Below are 20,280 nucleotides of genomic sequence, written 5' to 3'. Positions count from 1 at the left end.
TCGACTCGGTATCGCACCTCGGTGCAATTCGTCCAAACACCACGATCAGTCCCCTCTCCCTCCGGGAGAGGGTTAGGGTGAGGGGCTCTTTAAGCCGCATCTTTTTCCTGTCCAGACAAGCTGTTACTGTACGGCCCACAAAGCCCAAGCCGCTGGATCGGATCTGACTTGAAGCGTGCCCTCTCCCTGCTCCTGATCAGCCTGGCCTTGAGCTCACCCGCAAGCGCGACGATTACCGAAAGTCACGGTTATGCGCAGTTCGGCACGCTCAAGTACCCGGCCAGATTTACCCACTTCGACTGGGTCAACCCGCAAGCGCCCAAGGGCGGTACGTTGCGGGTGATGGCGTTCGGCACCTTCGATACGGTCAATCCGTACACTTTCAAGGGCACCAGCCCGGTCACCACCGCCAATTTTCTCCAGTACGGCATCAACGAGCTCAACGAGCCGCTGATGGTTGGCACCGGCCAGTATTCGCCGTCCGGCGACGAACCCGCGTCGAGTTACGGGTTGATCGCACAATCGGTGGAGTACAGCGAAGATCGCAGCTGGGTCGTCTTCAATTTGCGCCCCGAAGCGCGCTTTCACGACGGCGCGCCGATCACCGCCTACGACGTGGCGTTCTCCTATCGAACGCTGCTCAAGGACGGTCATCCGCTGTATCGCACGGCCCTGCAGGAAGTGCTGCGAGTCGACATTCTCAACAAGCAGCGCATTCGTTTCGTGTTCAAGCGCTCGGGCAATCCGCTGCTGATCCTGCGCCTGGGCGAATTGCCGGTACTGCCGCAGCATTACTGGAAAGACCGCGACTTCAAAGCCACCACCTTCGAACCGCCGCTGGGTAGCGGACCGTACCGCATCACGTCGGTCACGCCAGGCCGGCAGCTGATTTTCGAGCGGGTCAAGGATTACTGGGGCAAGGACTTAGCGGTCAATCGCGGCAAGTACAACTTCGATCGCATGGAAGTCGAGTTCTACCGCGACAGCGATGTCGCCTTCGAAGCGTTCAAGGCCGGTGAGTTCGACATCTACATCGAGCATCAGGCAAAGAACTGGGTCAACGGCTACAACTTCCCTGCCGTGCGTCGTGGCGAAGTGATCAAGGTGCAGATCCCGCATCAGATCCCGACCCAGACTCAGGGCCTGTTCATGAACAGCCGCCGCGCGACCTTCGCCGATGTCAGGACGCGCGAAGCGTTGGGTCTGATGTTCGACTTCGAATGGACCAACCGCGCGCTGTTCAGCGATGCCTATAAACGCACCACCAGCTACTACCCCAACAGCGAATTCACCGCGTCTGGTTTGCCGGTCGGGCATGAATGGCTGATGCTCAAGCCTTACAAGGAGCAGTTGCCAGCCCGGCTGTTCACCGAGCCGTTCACCCTGCCGAAAACCGACGGCCGTGGCATCCCGCGCGAGACCATGCGCAAAGCCCTCGCCCTGCTCGCCGAGGCCGGCTGGAAGCTCCACGGCCAGCGCTTGCAAAATGCTGACGGCCAACCGCTGCGCTTCGAACTGCTGCTGGTCAATCCGAGCCTGGAGCGGCTTTATCAGCCGTACATCGAGAATCTCAACAGCATCGGCATCGACGCGCGCCTGCGCACAGTCGATCGCGCGCAATACAAACAACGCCTCGATCAATTCGATTTCGACATGATCTCGATGACCCTCGGCCAGACCCTGAGCCCGGGCCTTGAGCAGTGGCAGTACTTCCACTCCAGTCAGGTCGGGGTCAAGGGCAGCAAGAATTACGCGGGCATCGCCAATCCGGTAGTTGATCACCTGCTTGAACAATTGCTCGCCGCGCGCACCCGCGACGAGCAGGTCGCCGCCGGCAAGGCGCTCGACCGCGTGCTGCTCTGGCAGCACTACAGCATTCCCAACTGGTACCTCAATTATCACCGTCTGGCCTACCGGAACCGGTTGGCCTTTGTCACCACGCCGCCCTACACCCTGGGCCTGAGCGCATGGTGGCTGAAGTCTTCGGAGAAAGATCGATGAACGCTGTTCGCACCCTGCTCGTGCAGGCCGGCGGCTTGCTGTTCGCCGGGCTGGCCTGGGCCGCCCCGCAACACGCCGTGACCCTGTACAACGAGCCACCGAAATACCCGGCCGATTTCCAGCACTTCGACTACGTGAACCCTGACGCGCCCAAGGGTGGCGTGTTCCGCCAGGCCGGGTTCGGCGGCTTCGATAGCCTCAACCCGTTCATCAACAAAGGCGTGCCGGCCGATGACATCGGCCAGATCTACGACACCTTGACCAAGCACAGCCTCGACGAGCCGTTCACCGAATACGGCCTGATTGCCAGCAAGATCGAGAAAGCCGACGACAACAGTTGGGTGCGCTTCTACCTGCGCCCGGAAGCGCGCTTCCATGACGGCCACCCGGTACGCGCCGAAGACGTGGTGTTCAGCTTCGAAACGTTGACCAAGGAAGGCTCGCCGATGTTTCGCGGCTACTACAACGACGTCGCCGAAGCCATCGCCGAAGACCCGCTGAAAGTGCTGTTCAAGTTCAAGCACAGCAACAACCGCGAGCTGCCGCTGATCCTCGGCCAGTTGCCGGTCCTCCCTAAACACTGGTGGGCCAGTCGCGACTTCAACAAGGGCAATCTGGAAATCCCGCTGGGCAGCGGCCCGTACAAGGTCACCCAAGTGAAGGCCGGCCGTTCGGTACGTTACGAGCGGGTCAAGGATTACTGGGGCAAGGACTTGCCGGTCAACCGTGGCTTCTACAACTTCGACACGATGACCACCGACTATTACCGCGACAACACCGTCGCCCTCGAAGCACTGAAGGCCGGACAGTTCGATTATTGGCTGGAGATGACCGCGAAGAACTGGGCCAGCGCCTATAACGTTCCGGCGGTCACCGAGGGCCGTTTGATCAAGGAACTGATCCCCAACAGCAACCCGACCGGCATGCAGGGCTTCGTCTTCAACCTGCGCCGCCCGGTGTTCCAGGATGTGCGCGTGCGTCAGGCTCTCGGGCTACTGTTCGACTTCGAATGGACCAACAAGCAATTGTTCAACGGCGCCTACGTGCGCACTCGCAGCTACTTCGAAAACTCTGAAATGGCCGCCACCGGCCTGCCGGACGCCGAGCAACGGACGATCCTCGAACCGTTCCGCAGCCAACTGCCGGCTCAAGTATTCAGCGAAGCCTTCGAAAATCCCAGGACCGACGCCAGCGGCATGATCCGCACCCAGCAGCGCGAGGCGTATCAACTGCTGCAAGAGGCCGGCTGGAAAATCGTCGATGACAAAATGGTCGACGCCACCGGCAAACCGGTGGTGATCGAATTCCTCCTCGCCCAGACCGAATTCGAACGCGTGCTGCTGCCGTTCAAGCGCAACCTCAGCGACCTCGGCATCGATCTGGTGATCCGCCGCGTCGACGTCTCGCAGTACATCAACCGCGTGCGCTCGCGGGATTTCGACATGATGGTCGGCAGCTTTCCGCAGTCCAACTCGCCGGGCAACGAGCAGCGCGAATACTGGATGAGCGCCGCCGCCGACAAACCGAGCAGCCGCAACAGCATGGGCCTCGAGGATCCTACCGTCGATCAACTGGTGGAAAGCCTGATCAACGCCGACTCGCGCAAGAGTCTGGTAGCCCACGCCCGCGCGCTGGATCGTGTTCTGCAATGGGGCTACTACGTGGTGCCGAACTGGCACATCAAGAGCTGGCGCGTGGCCTACTGGAACCACATCGGCCACCCGAAAACCTCGCCCAAGTACGACATCGGCATCAACACCTGGTGGGTCAAGCCTGACGCCAAGCCTGCCGTAGAAGTCGAAACCCAACTGCAAGCCGACCCTGCGGGCACGGAGTAATCAGATGCTGGCGTATATCTTTCGGCGACTGCTGCTGATCATCCCGACCCTGTTCGGCATTCTGCTGATCAACTTCGTGATCATCCAGGCCGCGCCCGGCGGGCCGGTCGAGCAGATGATCGCCAAGCTCGAAGGTTTCGAAGGCGCCACCAGCCGGATTGCCGGCGGCGGTGCCGAAGTGGCGGTGGCCGGCTCGTCCTACCGTGGCGCGCAGGGGCTGGATCCGGCGCTGATCAAGGAAATCGAGCACATGTACGGGTTCGACAAATCGGCCCCGGAACGCCTGTGGATCATGGTCAAGAACTACGCGCAGCTGGATTTCGGCGACAGTTTCTTCCGCGACGCCAAGGTCATCGACCTGATCAAGGAAAAGATGCCGGTGTCGATCTCGCTGGGGCTGTGGAGCACGCTGATCATGTATCTGGTGTCGATCCCGCTGGGCATCGCGAAGGCTACGCGACACGGCAGCCACTTCGACGTCTGGACCAGTTCGGCAATCATCGTCGGCTATGCGATCCCGGCGTTCCTGTTTGCGATCCTGCTGATCGTGGTATTTGCCGGCGGCAGTTATCTGGACTGGTTCCCCCTGCGCGGGCTGACTTCGAACAACTTCGATGAGCTGAGCCTGGGCGGCAAGATCATCGATTACTTCTGGCACCTGGCATTGCCAGTGACGGCGCTGGTGATCGGCAACTTCGCGACCATGACATTGCTGACCAAAAACAGCTTTCTCGACGAGATCAACAAACAGTACGTGGTCACCGCCAAAGCCAAGGGCCTGACCCGCCATCGCGTGCTTTACGGGCATGTATTCCGCAATGCCATGCTGCTGGTGATTGCCGGTTTTCCGTCGGCATTCATCGGCATTTTCTTCACCGGCTCGCTGCTGGTGGAAGTGATTTTCTCCCTCGATGGCCTCGGCCTGATGAGTTTCGAAGCGGCGATCAACCGCGATTACCCGGTGGTGTTCGGCACCTTGTTCATCTTCACCCTGCTCGGGCTGGTGGTGAAACTGATCGGCGACCTGACCTACACCTTTGTCGATCCGCGCATCGACTTTGCAAGCAGAGAGCATTGAGATGAACCTGTCCCCTCTCAACCGCCGGCGCTTCGAACTGTTCAAGGCCAACAAGCGTGGCTGGTGGTCGCTGTGGCTGTTTCTGATTCTGTTCGGCCTGAGCCTGGGCGCCGAGCTGATTGCCAACGATAAGCCGCTGGTCGTGCATTACGACAACAACTGGTATTTCCCGGCGATCAAGCGCTACCCGGAAACCGCGTTCGGCGGCGAATTCCCGCTGGAAGCCAACTACAAGAGTCCGTACATCCGGGAACTGCTCAAGGCCAAGGACGCGTGGATTCTGTGGGCGCCGATCCCCTACAGCTACCAGAGCATCAACTACGACCTGAAAGTCCCGGCCCCGGCGCCACCCTCGGCGGACAACCTGCTGGGCACCGACGATCAGGGCCGCGACGTGTTGGCGCGGGTGATCTACGGTTTCCGCATTTCCGTGCTGTTTGCGCTGACGCTGACCGTGCTGAGTTCGATCATCGGCGTGATTGCCGGGGCGCTACAGGGGTTCTACGGCGGCTGGGTCGATCTCGCCGGGCAACGTTTTCTCGAGATCTGGTCGGGGCTGCCGGTGCTGTATCTGCTGATCATCCTCGCCAGTTTCGTCCAGCCGAATTTCTGGTGGCTGCTGGGCATCATGCTGCTGTTCTCGTGGATGAGCCTGGTCGATGTGGTGCGCGCCGAGTTCCTGCGCGGGCGCAATCTGGAATACGTGCGCGCCGCCCGCGCGCTGGGCATGCAGAACGGCGCGATCATGTTCCGCCACATCCTGCCCAACGCCATGGTCTCGACCATGACGTTTATGCCGTTCATCCTCACCGGCGCCATCGGCACCCTGACCGCGCTGGACTTCCTCGGCTTCGGCTTGCCGGCCGGCAGTCCGTCGTTGGGCGAACTGGTCGCGCAAGGCAAATCCAATTTGCAGGCGCCGTGGCTGGGCATGAGTGCGTTTGCCGTGCTGGCGCTGATGTTGAGCCTGCTGGTGTTTATCGGCGAGTCCGCTCGCGATGCCTTCGACCCGAGGAAGTGAAATGAATCAGGACAATCTGATCGAAGTGCGCGACCTCGCCGTCGAATTCGGTTTCGGCGAGCGCGTCCACCGCGTGGTCGAGGGCGTGAGCTTCGACATCAAGCGCGGCGAAACCCTGGCGCTGGTCGGTGAATCGGGCTCGGGCAAATCGGTCACGGCGCATTCAATCCTGCGCCTGCTGCCCTACCCCATGGCACGGCATCCGGCCGGCAGCATCAATCACGCCGGGCAGAACCTGCTGGATTTGAGCGAGAAGACCATCCGCCACATCCGTGGCAACCGCATCGCGATGATCTTTCAGGAGCCAATGACCTCGCTCAATCCGTTGCACTCGATCGAAAAGCAGATCAATGAAGTGCTCGGCATCCACAAGGGCCTGAGCGGCAAGGTCGCGACCAAGCGCACTTTGGAGCTGCTGGAGATGGTCGGCATTCCCGAGCCGCACAAGCGTCTCAAGGCCCTGCCCCATGAATTGTCCGGCGGCCAGCGCCAGCGGGTGATGATTGCCATGGCCCTGGCCAACGAGCCGGAATTGCTGATTGCCGACGAACCGACCACCGCGCTGGATGTGACCGTTCAGCTGAAAATCCTCGATTTGCTCAAGGATCTTCAGGCTCGATTGGGCATGTCGCTGTTACTGATCAGTCACGATTTGAACCTGGTGCGAAGAATTGCGCATCGCGTATGTGTCATGCAGCGCGGTTGCATCGTCGAACAGGCATCGTGCGCAGAGCTGTTCCGTTCGCCGCAGCATCCGTACACTCGGGAATTGCTCGGCGCGGAGCCCAGCGGCGGCCCGGCGAGCAATGAAATCGGCGCGCCGCTGCTCGAAGTCGAGGACCTCAAAGTCTGGTTCCCGATCAAGAAAGGCCTGCTCAAGCGCACGGTGGATTACGTCAAGGCAGTGGACGGCATCAATTTCAGCCTGCCGCAGGGTCAGACCCTGGGGATCGTCGGCGAAAGCGGTTCCGGCAAATCCACCCTCGGTCTGGCGATTTTGCGGCTGATCGGCAGCAAAGGCGCGATCCGCTTTGAAGGCAAGCAGCTAGACTGCCTGACGCAGAGTGAGGTTCGCCCGCTGCGGCGGGAGATGCAGGTGGTGTTTCAGGACCCGTTTGGCAGCCTGAGCCCGCGCATGTGCGTCAATGACATCGTTGGCGAAGGCCTGCGGATACACAAGATGGGCACCGCGGCCGAACAGGAAGCGGCGATCATTGCGGCATTGAATGAGGTAGGTCTGGATCCGGAAACCCGGCACCGCTACCCCCACGAATTTTCCGGTGGGCAACGGCAGCGAATCGCCATTGCCCGGGCCTTGGTGCTGAAACCGGCGCTGATCCTGCTGGACGAGCCGACTTCGGCGCTCGACCGGACGGTGCAGCGGCAAGTGGTGGAGCTGTTGCGTTCACTGCAAGCCAAGTACAACCTGACGTATTTGTTCATCAGCCATGACCTGGCTGTCGTCAAAGCGCTGAGCCACCAACTGATGGTGGTCAAGCATGGCCAAGTGGTCGAACAGGGAGACGCGCAAAGTATCTTTGCCGCCCCCCAACATCCGTATACACAGCAGTTGCTGGAAGCCGCTTTTCTGGCACCAGCCACTGCGCAATAACCTGAAAGAGGAGCAACACATGGGTTTTCTCGCCGGTAAGCGCGTACTGATCGTCGGTGTCGCCAGCAAGCTGTCCATCGCATCCGGCATCGCTGCCGCCATGCATCGCGAGGGCGCTGAGCTTGCCTTCACTTATCAGAACGACAAACTCAAGGGTCGCGTCGAAGAGTTCGCACAAGGCTGGGGTTCGAGCCCTGAGCTGTGCTTCCCGTGCGACGTGGCCAGCGATGAAGAAATCGCCAAGGTCTTCGAAGAACTGAGCAAGAAGTGGGACGGCCTGGACTGCATCGTGCACTCCGTCGGCTTCGCCCCGGGCGACCAACTGGACGGCGACTTCACCGAAGCCACCACCCGTGAAGGTTTCCGCATCGCTCACGACATCAGCGCCTACAGCTTCGTGGCGCTGGCCAAGGCCGGTCGCGAAATGATGAAAGGCCGCAACGGCAGCCTGCTGACCCTGTCGTACCTGGGCGCCGAGCGCACCATGCCGAACTACAACGTGATGGGCATGGCCAAGGCTTCGCTGGAAGCCGGCGTCCGTTACCTGGCCGGTTCCCTCGGTCCGGACGGCACCCGCGTCAACTGCGTTTCGGCCGGTCCGATCCGCACTCTCGCCGCTTCCGGCATCAAGAACTTCCGCAAGATGCTGGCCGCCAACGAAGCGCAGACTCCGCTGCGCCGCAACGTCACCATCGAAGAAGTCGGCAACGCCGGCGCCTTCCTGTGCTCCGACCTGGCGTCGGGCATCAGCGGTGAAATCATGTACGTCGACGGCGGCTTCAACACCACCGCCATGGGCAACATCGAAGAGTGATCTTCGTGTAGCCAATAAAAAACCCGCCGAATATGGCGGGTTTTTTTATGCCCCTGGAAAACGTCGCGCAGTAAATATCTACCGCCCGCCAGCCAGCCCTCCCCGCGATACTCGGCATTCAATGCTTATCAACCGCCAGGGAGGCACACATGAGCGACACACCGGTACCTGAACAGACGCTGATCCAGAACCTCATTGCCGAATTGACTGCCAAACCGGTAATCACTGCCGCTGATCCGGCGCGTACGCTGGACGTTCCCCGGCCATGCCTGCTGCGCGAATGGATGGAGCTCTACTGGAACGCCCTCGAACGCCCCGAATTTCTCGACTGGGCCAGTCGCTTCCATATTGATCTGGATACGTTGCAGATCAAGGGTGACACCCTGCAAGCACAGATCCCCTCGAACGGCTCCGCCGGGCTGCGCATCTTCACGCTGGAGGATGACTCAGGTTGGTGGCAGATGGCGCCGCTGCTGCTGTCGATTTCCCAGCGTATCGATCCTGCGGGGCTGGGCCTGCCTTACATCGGTGGTACATCCGCCAACCCGCTCTACCGGTTTCCGCGGCAAGTCGTGCTGGCGTTCTACGGTTATCCGGAACCGCAAAACCAGATTCAGGCCCGGGTCATCGTCGCCGAGTGGAAGGCCCGCGGTCTGGCTGCCATCGATGAAAACGGCCACACCACGTCGGCTGTGGTGAAGGAGCGCAACGCGCAACTGGAGGACTTCCGGGCCATCGCCGATCGAATCGATGAGGTACTGCTGACCAGCAACCCGTTCGAGCAGCGAGACTTTGCCGACACTGCGGTCACGCTCACTTCGGCTTCTGTTACCGCACCAGTCAGAGGGCCGCGGCTGAAAATGGGCGAGCTTCTGAGTCGCTATGAATTTGCGTTGCCGCAAGATGCTGGCGAAGCCAAAGAACTTGTGCAACGCCTGCGCCAGCAGCGCTGGCCTGAGCTGCCCTACGTCAGCGATTACGTGCAAACCAGCGCCCCCATCCGCAGTTATCGCGAAGAGTTTGGCGATCTGGAAGATGTCCGGCACATCGTGCGACGCCTTGAAGCGCTGTGCTGGAACATGGAGCCGAAGGCCAAAATCGATTACAAGGAACTCAGCGAGACTCATCCGGATTCCACGCTTGCGCATTGGATGAAGTATGGTCAGCGTCATTTGCGCAAACTCAGCGCCGATGTGGATTTTCAAGCCATTTTGAAGCAGCAGGGACTGCCCGCCGACAGTCAGTTGCTGATTACCGAATCCGGCCATGTCGGTACCCCAAGCGCCAAAGGCTGGGTAACCCTGACGGCGCAGGTGGAAAGATATGCTGATCTGAAACTCTTCCGCGACCAGCTCAAAGCCAAGGCAAGCAAAGCCGGCGGAGCCATGCGCTCGAGCGGTAAAGTCACCCTTGGGCAGATGCTGCGCTTCTACAAGCTGCCCACCCCGACGTCTGTCGAGCAAGCTCTCGCGCTGGTCAAGTGGTACAGGATCAATCTGCACACCCACCCCGCCCACATGAACCACTGGTATCTGTTAGGTCAGCCCTGGACCCAAAGCGATCGGTTCACGGAGCAACAGCGCCAGCGCATCATCGACACCACACAGACGTTCTTGCCCGAAGGCACGACGTCATTGCTCGACTATCTCAGTGAAGGCGTCGATACCGATCTGCCACCCAAAACGCTCAAGGCAAAAGCCGACTTCCTTATCAGCCGTATCCTGATCACGCCACGGGCGCAAACACTGGGCAATCTGCTGGTGAAGAACCTGGGGGCTCCGGCGCAGAAGAAACGCCTTTTGGCGACCAACCGCGAGCGCCTGTTGCTCGCCGCATTGATTCTCAGTCTGGAGCCAAGCGCCGGCGAAGATCTGAACCGAATCGTCACCCATCGGCTGGAGGGCAGCGACCTGTGGGGCGAGAGTTACGACGAAGTACGTCGACTCATCGATACACAGCCGCATCTTGGACGAACCAGGAACAGGGCGTTGGCAACGCATTTGTTATTGTCCGGTATGGCACCGGAGTTTCTGACCCGGGATATTCCCGCATCACTCTCCTACATGAGTTCTCTGCGCTGGGTAAGGTTGAAGCAGGTCGTGCTGTATATCGAAAGCCAAATGCCGGGCGTTGCACGCATGATGAGCTACGAGCAGCTCAACCAACTGACAAAAGGCCCCGCCCCCCTGCATTTCTACAAGTTCCTGCGCGAAGATTCATGTGCCTCGCTGGTAGTCGACTGGGCGGTTGCAAGAGGACTGATCCAGCGCGACGCCGAATTCCCGGTGACGGTGTACGACGCCGCCACGCTGAAGAAGGCCGATGTCCTGTTTCGCAATCACAATCGCCTGGTAAACGACCTGTATCGCCGGGGCTTCCTCACTGCACCGCCCACCCCCACCACCGTTGCGCTGATGGATCTGCGCAAGGTTTTCGCCGATAACCTGTACCTGACGGAAAAGGCGCTGTTTGTTCCAGTCTCGGACACTGAGACGCCGCCCGCGCATTACTCTCTGAGCGAACTGCATATCGCCGGCAAACTGGCGGGCAACATGCAGGGATGGCAATCGAGCAATGCGCAGTTGCAACTGGCGCCGATGATTGCCTCGTTGCCCAGACTGCACAATGTGGCAACGTTCTTCCATGTGGCACTGGCCGCCCGTCTCAAGCAGATGAAGGAGGCGCATATAGCATTAATCAAGGAAGCGTTCTGTCGCTTGCCAATTACGCAACGGTTCGACGTCGAAACCCGCACGTTTGATTTGTTTGCCCTGCGACCGGTATCCGCTGCCACGGACAAGCTTGCCGCCGCCCACACTGCGCCTTTTGGCATCATTGCGCGGTTGCTCGGGACGCCAGCCACGGTGTTCGAGATTTTCCCCTGCAGATCGAAAGTGGTTCTGCGGCGCGATCTGGACCTCAGCCTGCTGCTGCCTTTTGCCGAGAACGAAGCAGCGCGAGTGCTGCCGGTCGACGCCCAGGCTTACCAACACGGAACCCCGCCCGCGGCAAACGCCACCTGCCATGCCTTCGTCACTCCTCTCGACACTGATGGAGCCCCTCTTTTGTATAAGGTGCCGCTCGCCGTACCCGACACTTTTGCATCGAAGAGAGTCAACGCCATTGCCAGCACTGCTGTCAGGCATCTGTTTGCAGCCCATGAAGCGCAAGCCTTGCGAGAAGCGCTGCTCGTGCCCGAGCTCGAGGATGCTGCAGCCTGCCATGAGAAATGGCTGGCGTTTTACCAGAAGCTGAGCCCGCCAAAAAGCTGAATCCTGGCGGGCATTGCGCAAACTGAGCACCACCCAACCCTGTAGGAGTGAGCCTGCTCGCGATAGCTGTCTGTGACTACGACACTGCCTGACACACCGCTATCGCGAGCAGGCTCGCTCCTACACAGGATTTACGCCAGGACTAGCAGCCTTTCAGAGCTTGCTTGTGCGCATACATCGCGCCGTCCGCATCCGCCAGAAGGCGATCCACGGTGTCATGGCGTTTGGGGTCGTATTCGATCTGGCCGACGCTGAAGCGAATCGCGTACCCGCGGTGCAGCGTGGCGTTGCGCTCTTCGAGGATTTCCTTGAGCCGCGCCATGATCCGCGTGGTTTCGACGTGGCTGGAACCGGTCAGCAATGCGACGAACTCATCGCCGCCCAAGCGCCCGACCACGTCGCTTTCACGAAAGGCAATGCGCAATACGTCGGCAAAGGTCTTCAGCGCGCTGTCACCTTCGGCATGACCGTACAGATCATTGATCTGCTTGAAGTCGTTGAGGTCGAAAAACAGCAACGTCGCCGGCCGGCTCAAGCGCGCGCACGCATCCAGCGCATGCTGGGCCAGTTGCTTGAACCCGCGGCGATTGGACAGCAGCGTCAGTTCGTCCATGCTTGCCATCTGCACCGCCATCAGCTCTTGCTCGGCCATCTGCGCGAGATCACGCAGCAGCGCGCGCTCTTCGTCGTCGAGATGGCGGGGTTTGGTATCGATCAGGCACAAAGTGCCCATTTTGTTGCCGTCCGGCACCGTCAGTGGATAGCCGGCATAAAAGCGAATATTCGGCGCGCCGGTGACCAACGGGTTGTCGTGGAAGCGCAGATCTTCCAGCGCATCGGGGACCAGCATCAGCTCGTTCTGCAAAATCGCATGGCCGCAGAAAGAGACGTCGCGCGATGTCTCGCTGACATCCAGACCCACACAGGATTTGAACCACTGGCGATCCTTGTCGACCAGCGTGACCAAGGCGATCGGCACGTTGAACAAGCGCTTGGCCAGACGCGTCAGGCGATCGAAACGCTCTTCGGGAGCCGAGTCGAGCTTCAAGCCATGCAGCGCGTCAATTCGGGCAGCTTCGTTGGCAGGTTTTCCGGGCACCAGCATGCGCACACTCCGTAGACAGTCATGCGTTGAGCGTAGCGTTAAATCGCCGAGGCTTCACATCTGCGCCACCGGACACGGCCCGCCGGCATCAGCCCAGAGTTTGAATTGCGCGACGAAAATATCGTGCGGCACCGGTACCGGTGCGCGCCCTGCCCCGGGATTCCAGCCCCAGAGCACCAGTTTGTCTTCGCTGACGTGTTTTAACAGCGCAGCGAAATCCCGATCGCCGTTGCTTGCGCGGTCCTTGATCATCGCGCAGAGCTTGTCCGAGGGCAGACCGATCCAGGCCATTTTGTGCGCCGCCGGTGGCAGGCTCCAGTGCGGCGCACCCGGCGGCGCGTGAGGGCCGTAACTGGCCGGCGGGTTGCTTTCGGCGTGGCACGTGGCGCAGGGCAAACCGGCGGCGCCCTTGCCGTCCATACCGCGCACCACATTCATCGCGTGGGGGATGCCGGCGTCGAACTGCAACGGCGAATCGCCGGGAATGTGGCAGTTCTGGCAGCGTGGGCTCTGGAACACTTTCTGCACCGTGGCGAAGGCTTTCAGAGCTTCCTGATCTTCGGCAAACAGGTCCGAAGCGTAGCCACCGAGACCAAGCAAAACGACGGTGCCCAACACAAGATGTCGTTTCATTTCACACCCCCAACAGTTGCAGTGGCAGTTCGCGCAGGCGTTGCCCGGTCAAGGCGAACACGGCGTTGGCCACGGCCGGCGCGGTCGGTGGCACGCCGGGCTCACCGATGCCGCCGGGTTTTTCGCTGCTGGGGACGATGTGCACTTCCACCACCGGCATTTCGTTGAGCCGCAACACCTGATAATCGTGATAGTTGGACTGCACGACGCCGCCGTCCTTGACGGTGAGCTTGCTGTGCAACGCCATGCCGAGACCGAAGGTGATGCACGATTCCATCTGCGCGGCGATGCTCTGTGGATTCACCGCAATGCCGCAGTCCACCGCGCAGACCACCCGATGCACACGGATCGCCAGGTTGTCCTGCGACACCTCGGCGACCTGCGCCACGTAGCTGCCGAACGACTCGTGTACCGCCACGCCCAGAGCATGCCCGTCCGGCAACGGTGCGCCCCAGTTGGCCTTCTCCACCGCCAGATTGAGCACGCCGAGGTGGCGCGGGTGCGCCTTGAGCAGCGTTCGCCGGTACTCCACCGGATCCTTGCCCGCCGCCGTCGCCAGTTCATCGATCAGCGATTCCATGACAAAACCCGTGTGGGTATGGCCGACCGAACGCAGCCACAACACATTGATGCCGGTCTGCGGCGAATGCAGGTCGACCTGATGGTGAGGCAGATCCTTGATGTACGGACTGTCAGCCACGCCCTCGACCGACGTCGCATCGATGCCGTTCTTGACCATCGCTGCCTCGAGCATCGTCCCGGCCATGATCGACTGACCGACCAGCACATGCTGCCAGCTCATCGGCAAGCCATCAGCGCCCAGCCCGACCTGCGCCTTGTGCAGATACATCGAGCGGTAGTAGCCGCCGCGAATGTCATCTTCGCGCGCCCACACGGTTTTCACCGGCAGGCCCGCCGCTTTCGCCACTTGCACGGCTTCGGCGACGAAATCCGAGGTCGGATTGGCGCGGCGACCAAAACCACCGCCGAGGAATTCGGTGTGAATTTCGACCTGCTCGGGCTTGAGCCCGGTGATCTTGCTGGCGACCATTTGGTCCAGCGTCTGAAATTGCGTGCCGGTCCAGATTTCACATTTGCCGGCGCTGATTTTCACCGTGCAGTTGAGCGGTTCCATCGGCGCGTGGGCCAGATACGGCACGCTGTACTCGACCTCGATTTTCTTCGCGGCTTTGCCGAAATTGGCCTTGGCGTCTCCAGCCTGAGTGGCAGAGGTGCCCGGCGTCGCCGCCAGTTTGCGGAAACTCTCCAGCAGTTTTTCACTGCTCATGTCGGCCAGCGGCCCGAGATCCCAATCGACCTTCAGAGCATCACGCCCCAGTTTCGCTGCCCAGAAATGCTCGGCCACCACCGCTACTCCGCTGGGCACCTGCACCACCTTGTGCACGCCGGGAATGGCCAGCGCTGCGGCGCCTTCGAAGGATTTCACCGTGGCTCCGAACACCGGGGCGCGGGCGACCATCGCGGTCATCAGGCCCTCGAACTGCACGTCCATGCCGAACTTGGCGCGGCCGGTAATTTTCTCCGGGGTGTCGAGGCGCTTGGTTGGTTTGCCGATGACTTTCCAGTCCTTGGCTTCCTTGAAAGTGATGGTTTGCGGGTCCGGCACCGGCAGTTGCCCGGCGGCATCGGCCAGTTCGCCGTAGGTCGCGCGCTGGTCCCCGGCGATCACCACGCCAGACTCAGTGCGAATCGTCGACGACGCGACATCGAAACGTTTCGCCGCCGCTTCCACGAGCATCTGCCGCGCCGTCGCCCCGGCCAGTCGGTAGCGGTCGAATTCCATCCAGGTCGACGTCGAGCCGCCGGTGATCTGCATGCCGCCAAACGCCGGCAAGCCGTAATCGGCCGCCGAGGCTGGCGAGTGCTCAACGCGGATTTTCGACCAGTCGGCGTCCAGTTCTTCGGCAATCAGCATGGTCAGGCCGGTCCAGATGCCCTGCCCCATCTCCGAATGGCCGAGCAGCACGGTGACGCTGTTGTCCGCCGCAATGCGCAGAAACGCATTGGGCGCGAACGTCTTGTTCTGATCCTCCGCCGCGTGAGCGAAGCGATTGGCCCCCGGCACCACGAACGCCACCATCAAGCCGCCGCCCAACACAGCGCTGCCTTTGAGAAAACCGCGACGTGATAGCGGATTGTTCATGGTCCATCTCCCAGAGAATGAATCAGCCGATTTCGGCGGCGCGTTTGACCGCCGCGCGTATGCGCGGATAGGTACCGCAGCGGCAGATATTGCCGGAGAGCGCCTGATCGATATCGCTGTCGGTGGGCTTGGGAATTTTCGCCAGCAACGCGGCGGCGGACATGATCTGCCCGGACTGGCAGTAACCGCACTGCACCACGTCCAGCTCGGCCCAGGCCTGCTGTACCGGGTGCGAGCCATCACTGGACAAGCCCTCGATGGTGAGGATTTTCTGCCCATGGGCAACGGCAGTCGCCGGGGTGATACAGGAGCGTAAAGGCGCGCCATCAACGTGCACCGTGCAGGCGCCGCACTGGGCCATGCCGCAACCGAACTTGGTCCCGGTCAGGTGCGCGACATCGCGCAGAACCCAGAGCAGCGGCATGTCGGCGGGGACATCGAGCTCGTGGTCCTTGCCATTGATATTCAGGGTCAACATCGGGTGATTTCCTCAGACTCACGGTGTTGCAAAGGGGCATCGCTGTGGTCGTGAAAACCTACGGATGCCCGCGCTTATCCCTTTCAGCAAAGCCTAATTTGCGCCTGAAGCCAGCCGTTGTGACCAGCGGTCATGCAGACCCCGGCATTGCTCCTACAGTTGATAACGGCTCGAATGAGTCGTCGTACCTCTGCACAAGCGGTCCGCGATGCATCGCGGTTGACCATCCTTTGAGTCAGGAGCAGCACCTATGGGCTTTGTCACCACTCGAGACGGCGTCGACATTTTCTACAAGGACTGGGGCCCGCGCGACGCGCCGGTGATCCACTTCCACCACGGCTGGCCGCTCAGTTCGGATGACTGGGACGCGCAGATGCTGTTTTTCCTGGCACAGGGCTTTCGGGTGGTTGCTCATGATCGACGCGGGCACGGGCGCTCAAGCCAGGTCTGGGACGGCCACGACATGGATCACTACGCCGACGATGTGCTGGCCGTGGTCAATCATCTGGGTACGAGCAACGTGGTGCACGTCGGCCATTCCACCGGCGGCGGCGAAGTGATCCATTACATCGCCCGGCATGGCCAGGACAAGGTCAGCAAAGCGGTATTGATCAGCGCCGTGCCGCCATTGATGGTGCAGACCGAAAGCAACCCCGGCGGCTTGCCGAAATCGGTGTTCGATGGCTTTCAAGCGCAGTTGGCGGCGAATCGCGCGCAGTTCTATCGCGATGTGCCGAGCGGACCTTTCTACGGCTACAACCGCCCGGGCGCCGAGCCGGCGGAAGGGATCATCGCCAACTGGTGGCGCCAGGGCATGATCGGCGGCGCCAAGGCGCATTACGACGGCATCGTCGCGTTCTCGCAGACTGACTTCACCGAAGACCTGAAAAAAGTCACCGTACCGGTTTTGGTGATGCACGGCGAGGATGACCAGATCGTGCCGTACGCCAACTCCGGACCGTTGTCAGCGAAACTGCTGCCCAACGGCACACTGAAGTCGTATCCGGGCTTCCCGCATGGCATGCCGACCACGCAAGCGGAAACCATCAATGCGGATTTGTTGGCGTTTATTCGCGGCTGACAGAGCTGAGGATGTACCCATAGCAGCGGACACCACAAAACAAATTGTGGGAGCGAGCCTGCTCGCGAAAGCGTTCGTTCAGCCACTTGCATGTTGACTGACCCAACGCCTTCGCGAGCAGGCTCGCTCCCACAGTTGGAATTGGGTATATATCCGCCAGAGACTGGTCGGCTGGAAGGCCGCCATCGCTGGCAAGCCAGCTCCCACAGGGATCAGGGTAGATCCGCTACTCATTCGTATCTTTGAGATAGCTATCGCGAGCAAGCTCACTCCCACAGAAAAACAAAACAGCGCAGCTGCCCGCGGCAAAGCCGCCCCACTCAACAATGAGCGCAAGCTCGAGTGCTTTTGATCTTGATCCACCGGCGACGTCGGAAGGCTGAGCGGAGGGATTGATCCGGGCGTGGGAGCGCAGCGACCGTCTGGCGCAGCCAGACACAGCGGAAGGAGGTGCAGCGAAGCAAACCGTAGCCGCTGCGCCCGGATCGATCCCGCAGCGAAGGAACCCGAGCCTGCGAGGGCCGAACGCAGGAGCAAGCGTTTTTTTGCTTACTTTTTTTAGGCGTTTGTAAAAAAAGTGAGTCGCCGTAAGGGCGAAACCTTAGCCAGCCGTTACCGCAGCAATGGATATGTACTCACTCAAAAAAAACCACCGCCTGACAACAAGCCTTCGCGAGCAGCCTCGCCCCCACAGAAATCGCAAGCGTGCTGAAGGCTGAATCAACCCCCTACCCCTCTGCCCGCCCTTTGCCTTCACGATCACCACGGTAATGCCTGGCCAGCGGAAAATCCGGCAACCACGATTCACGCCGCACAATCCAGCTCTCATAAGTCGGCTTCAACTGATCCGGCGCATCCAGCGCGCCGAGGTTCACCTCGACCTCATCACCACTGCGGTTGAACACCGACGAGCCACAACGCGGGCAGAAATGTCGTCCTTGATACTCATGGGTTTCACCACTGATGGTCACAGCGCCCTCAGGAAAAATCGCCGAGGCATGAAACAACGCGCCGTGCACCTTGCGACAGTCCAGGCAATGGCACAGCCCGACCCGGTAAGGCTCGCCAATGGCTTGAAAACGCACGTCGCCGCACAGGCATCCGCCGGTAAATGCAGTCATGGTTTAGCTCCTTTGCGCCCGTGGTGTCGCGCCCCCCAGAGCCTATAACAGTCGGCGCTGCAATGCTGGCGATAGTTCAGATGAAAGAACTAAATGTTGCCGCACTGCAACGAGCATTCGACGGCCAGAACCAATACACTCGGGCGCTGACCTGCCGGGACGATCACGATGAAACACGCCGCTGCGAAAAACCCCGAGAAAGCCCCGCGCTTCTGGCGCGACGACGCCCTTCCCTTCATTGAGGCGCGGGCCATCGCGGATGGTCGCGAGGTCTGTTATGCGCGGCATTCCCACGCGCACTTTTCCATCGGTGCAATTACCGCCGGGCGCAGCACCTATGTGCATGAGCACGCGCAATATGAGGTGGCGGCCGGCACCGTGGTGCTGATGAATCCCGGCGATGTGCATGCCTGCAATCCGATCGATGATCAGCCTTGGTCGTACGTGATGTTGTATGTCGAAACGCCGTGGCTGACGGATTTGCAGCATCAATTGGGGTTTGCCGGGGAGCTGGAATTTCGCCGATTTTCCGACACGCATCTGACTGATGCCGAACTGTTTGGCAAGTTGATGGGGTTGTATGAGGTTTTGCTCGACGACCAAATGGAGGCGCTGGCGAAACACAGCGCGGCGGTTGAGTTTTTCAGTGATTTGCAGGGGCGCCTGAATCCGGCGGATGAGCCCGTTGCCGAGCCGAATTTCAAGCTGGAGCGCGCCGCTGATTTCATCCGTGGACATTGCACCGAAGTGCTGAGCCTCGAGGCAATTTGCGCGGCGGCGCAACTATCGCCGTCATACCTGATTCGCGCGTTCAAACAGCGCTACGGGATGACGCCGCATGCCTTCCTGGTCAACCAGCGCATCCAGTTCGCCCGCGAGCGCTTGCGCAGTGGGCGGTTGATTGCCGATGTGGCGCTAGAGGCCGGATTTGCCGATCAGGCGCATTTTCAGCGGGCGTTCAAACAGCATCTGGCGGCAACGCCGGGGCAGTATCGCGGCTGATCCCGATCTGCAGCAAACACAGCTCCTACAGAGGGAATGCGGTCAGGAATCAAGTGAATAGCAAATAAAGCGCACTCACCGCCAGTAACAACGCCATCAACCGGTTGAACCAGCGCATCCCGGCGGTATTGCTCAGATACCCGCGCAAGAACGTCCCGGCATACGCCCAGCAGCCTACCGACAAATAACAGATCACCAGATACACCGCTGCAAACTGCCAGACCAGCCGCGCCTCGCCATCAGCGACAAACGCGCCCATGCCGGCTACGCATGCCAACCAAGCCTTGGGGTTGAGCCATTGCATCACCGCGCCATAGAGCATCGAAGGCGCGCGGCCGGACTCGCTGGTGTGCAACTGGCCGTCATCGCTGGCCAGTTTCCAGGCCATGAACAACAGAAACGCCACCCCGGCCCATTGCACCACGCGGGTCATGAACGGCCAAAGTTGCAGCACCTCATGCAGGCCCAGGCCCATCAGCACCAGCAACAGCACAAACCCCAACGTCGCCCCGGCGACGTGTCGCTGACTGGCACGAAAGCCATACTGCGCGCCGGAACTCAAGGCGACGATATTGACCGGCCCGGGGGTGATGGATGCGGCCAGGGCAAACGCCGCCATGGAAAGAATCAGACTCATTGCACACCTGCTTCAAACGAAGAACGAGGTGGCTACGGTAGCTAGGGGCTTATTTCAGGTATTGAAGAAAATGACCCTGAGGATGCGAATCACCTGTGGGAGCGAGCCTGCTCGCGAAAGCGGTGGGTCAGTGAGTGCAGTTGTGGATGACACACCGCATTCGCGAGCAGGCTCGCTCCCACAGGGATCGGCGCTGCACCCGACGTTCTGATCGTTCCCACGCGCAGCAAAGGAATGCCTCAAGGGACGCTCTGCGTCCCAGCAGTGAAGGGACGCGGAGCGTCCCGGGCTGCATTCCCACGCAGAGCGTGGGAACGATCAATCCCCACAAGAACAGTCAGGCCAGGCGCGGCACGGTGAAGCGGAACTCGCTGCCCTGCCCCGGCTCGCTCTCGGCGACGATCTGCCCGCCGTGGGCTTCGA

General features: G+C 60.7%; 15 protein-coding genes. 9 read left to right on the top strand and 6 right to left on the bottom strand.

The features are described from left to right. Positions 1-168 precede the first annotated feature (168 nt). The 7 genes from D6877_RS00595 (at position 169) to D6877_RS00565 (ending at position 11,636) form a co-directional block, all read left to right on the top strand. A complete protein-coding gene (locus D6877_RS00595) occupies positions 169-2,001 on the top strand; it encodes an extracellular solute-binding protein (protein ID WP_130909527.1) in 1,833 nt (610 codons plus the stop codon). Further along, positions 1,998-3,839: an extracellular solute-binding protein gene (locus D6877_RS00590; RefSeq protein WP_130909526.1), complete on the top strand. Its 1,842-nt coding sequence runs from the start codon at positions 1,998-2,000 to the stop codon at positions 3,837-3,839. Before D6877_RS00595 ends, D6877_RS00590 begins: the two co-directional genes overlap by 4 nt. 4 nt (positions 3,840-3,843) lie before the next feature. Beyond that, positions 3,844-4,917: a microcin C ABC transporter permease YejB gene (locus D6877_RS00585; protein ID WP_130909525.1), complete on the top strand. Its 1,074-nt coding sequence runs from the start codon at positions 3,844-3,846 to the stop codon at positions 4,915-4,917. Position 4,918: 1 nt separating this feature from the next. After that, the gene (locus D6877_RS00580) at positions 4,919-5,938 is read left to right on the top strand and encodes an ABC transporter permease (protein WP_016774153.1); all 1,020 of its coding nucleotides are present in this window, start codon (positions 4,919-4,921) and stop codon (positions 5,936-5,938) included. Between the two features lies 1 nt (position 5,939). Beyond that, positions 5,940-7,550 carry an ABC transporter ATP-binding protein gene (locus D6877_RS00575; protein ID WP_130909524.1) on the top strand — a complete coding sequence of 537 codons (1,611 nt, stop codon included), beginning with the start codon at positions 5,940-5,942 and terminating at the stop codon, positions 7,548-7,550. 19 nt (positions 7,551-7,569) lie between these two features. Next, positions 7,570-8,364, top strand: coding sequence for an enoyl-ACP reductase FabI (gene fabI, locus D6877_RS00570; protein ID WP_003202751.1), 795 nt, complete (start codon positions 7,570-7,572; stop codon positions 8,362-8,364). 149 nt (positions 8,365-8,513) lie between these two features. Next, a complete protein-coding gene (locus D6877_RS00565; protein WP_130909523.1) occupies positions 8,514-11,636 on the top strand; it encodes a hypothetical protein in 3,123 nt (1,040 codons plus the stop codon). Between the two features lie 142 nt (positions 11,637-11,778). Here the strand turns inward: D6877_RS00565 and D6877_RS00560 are convergent, their stop codons facing one another. The 4 genes from D6877_RS00560 to D6877_RS00545 are packed head-to-tail and all read right to left on the bottom strand — an operon-like array spanning position 11,779 to position 16,016. Beyond that, on the bottom strand, positions 11,779-12,741 hold the full coding sequence (locus D6877_RS00560) for a sensor domain-containing diguanylate cyclase (protein ID WP_130909522.1): 963 nt from the start codon (positions 12,739-12,741) through the stop codon (positions 11,779-11,781). A gap of 54 nt (positions 12,742-12,795) precedes the next feature. Beyond that, positions 12,796-13,374 carry a hypothetical protein gene (locus tag D6877_RS00555; protein ID WP_122506902.1) on the bottom strand — a complete coding sequence of 193 codons (579 nt, stop codon included), beginning with the start codon at positions 13,372-13,374 and terminating at the stop codon, positions 12,796-12,798. 1 nt (position 13,375) lies between these two features. Continuing rightward, entirely contained in the window at positions 13,376-15,538 is a 2,163-nt protein-coding gene (locus D6877_RS00550; protein ID WP_130909521.1) for a xanthine dehydrogenase family protein molybdopterin-binding subunit, read from the bottom strand. A 22-nt stretch (positions 15,539-15,560) separates the two neighbouring features. Then, a complete protein-coding gene (locus tag D6877_RS00545) occupies positions 15,561-16,016 on the bottom strand; it encodes a (2Fe-2S)-binding protein (RefSeq protein ID WP_130909520.1) in 456 nt (151 codons plus the stop codon). 250 nt (positions 16,017-16,266) lie between these two features. Between D6877_RS00545 and D6877_RS00540 the strand changes: the two genes are divergently transcribed. Then, positions 16,267-17,097: an alpha/beta hydrolase gene (locus D6877_RS00540; protein ID WP_130909519.1), complete on the top strand. Its 831-nt coding sequence runs from the start codon at positions 16,267-16,269 to the stop codon at positions 17,095-17,097. Positions 17,098-17,825: 728 nt separating this feature from the next. Here the strand turns inward: D6877_RS00540 and D6877_RS00535 are convergent. Beyond that, a complete protein-coding gene (locus tag D6877_RS00535) occupies positions 17,826-18,218 on the bottom strand; it encodes a GFA family protein (RefSeq protein ID WP_130909518.1) in 393 nt (130 codons plus the stop codon). 168 nt (positions 18,219-18,386) lie between these two features. Here D6877_RS00535 and D6877_RS00530 point away from each other — a divergent pair, with 168 nt between their 5' ends. Beyond that, positions 18,387-19,220, top strand: a complete 834-nt coding sequence (locus D6877_RS00530) for an AraC family transcriptional regulator (RefSeq protein ID WP_130909517.1) — start codon at positions 18,387-18,389, stop codon at positions 19,218-19,220. 49 nt (positions 19,221-19,269) lie between these two features. On the opposite strand, the gene D6877_RS00525 is transcribed toward D6877_RS00530, so the two are convergent. Then, positions 19,270-19,857, bottom strand: a complete 588-nt coding sequence (locus D6877_RS00525) for a LysE family translocator (protein WP_130909516.1) — start codon at positions 19,855-19,857, stop codon at positions 19,270-19,272. Positions 19,858-20,280: the final 423 nt, after the last annotated feature.

It is taken from the genome of Pseudomonas sp. Sample_9 (assembly GCF_004307535.1).
In the GTDB taxonomy this organism is placed as follows: Bacteria; Pseudomonadota; Gammaproteobacteria; order Pseudomonadales; family Pseudomonadaceae; genus Aquipseudomonas; species Aquipseudomonas mercuritolerans.
This window is presented reverse-complemented; position numbering and strand designations above follow the sequence as displayed.

Coding starts and splice junctions, on each gene's coding strand:
- D6877_RS00540 (WP_130909519.1), top strand. CDS start 16,267: ATGGGCTTTGTCACCACTCGAGACGGCGTCGACATTTTCTACAAGGAC.
- D6877_RS00555 (WP_122506902.1), bottom strand. CDS start 13,374: ATGAAACGACATCTTGTGTTGGGCACCGTCGTTTTGCTTGGTCTCGGT.
- D6877_RS00565 (WP_130909523.1), top strand. CDS start 8,514: ATGAGCGACACACCGGTACCTGAACAGACGCTGATCCAGAACCTCATT.
- D6877_RS00580 (WP_016774153.1), top strand. CDS start 4,919: ATGAACCTGTCCCCTCTCAACCGCCGGCGCTTCGAACTGTTCAAGGCC.
- D6877_RS00535 (WP_130909518.1), bottom strand. CDS start 18,218: ATGACTGCATTTACCGGCGGATGCCTGTGCGGCGACGTGCGTTTTCAA.
- D6877_RS00585 (WP_130909525.1), top strand. CDS start 3,844: ATGCTGGCGTATATCTTTCGGCGACTGCTGCTGATCATCCCGACCCTG.
- D6877_RS00525 (WP_130909516.1), bottom strand. CDS start 19,857: ATGAGTCTGATTCTTTCCATGGCGGCGTTTGCCCTGGCCGCATCCATC.
- D6877_RS00560 (WP_130909522.1), bottom strand. CDS start 12,741: ATGCTGGTGCCCGGAAAACCTGCCAACGAAGCTGCCCGAATTGACGCG.
- D6877_RS00530 (WP_130909517.1), top strand. CDS start 18,387: ATGAAACACGCCGCTGCGAAAAACCCCGAGAAAGCCCCGCGCTTCTGG.
- fabI (WP_003202751.1), top strand. CDS start 7,570: ATGGGTTTTCTCGCCGGTAAGCGCGTACTGATCGTCGGTGTCGCCAGC.
- D6877_RS00550 (WP_130909521.1), bottom strand. CDS start 15,538: ATGAACAATCCGCTATCACGTCGCGGTTTTCTCAAAGGCAGCGCTGTG.
- D6877_RS00575 (WP_130909524.1), top strand. CDS start 5,940: ATGAATCAGGACAATCTGATCGAAGTGCGCGACCTCGCCGTCGAATTC.
- D6877_RS00590 (WP_130909526.1), top strand. CDS start 1,998: ATGAACGCTGTTCGCACCCTGCTCGTGCAGGCCGGCGGCTTGCTGTTC.
- D6877_RS00545 (WP_130909520.1), bottom strand. CDS start 16,016: ATGTTGACCCTGAATATCAATGGCAAGGACCACGAGCTCGATGTCCCC.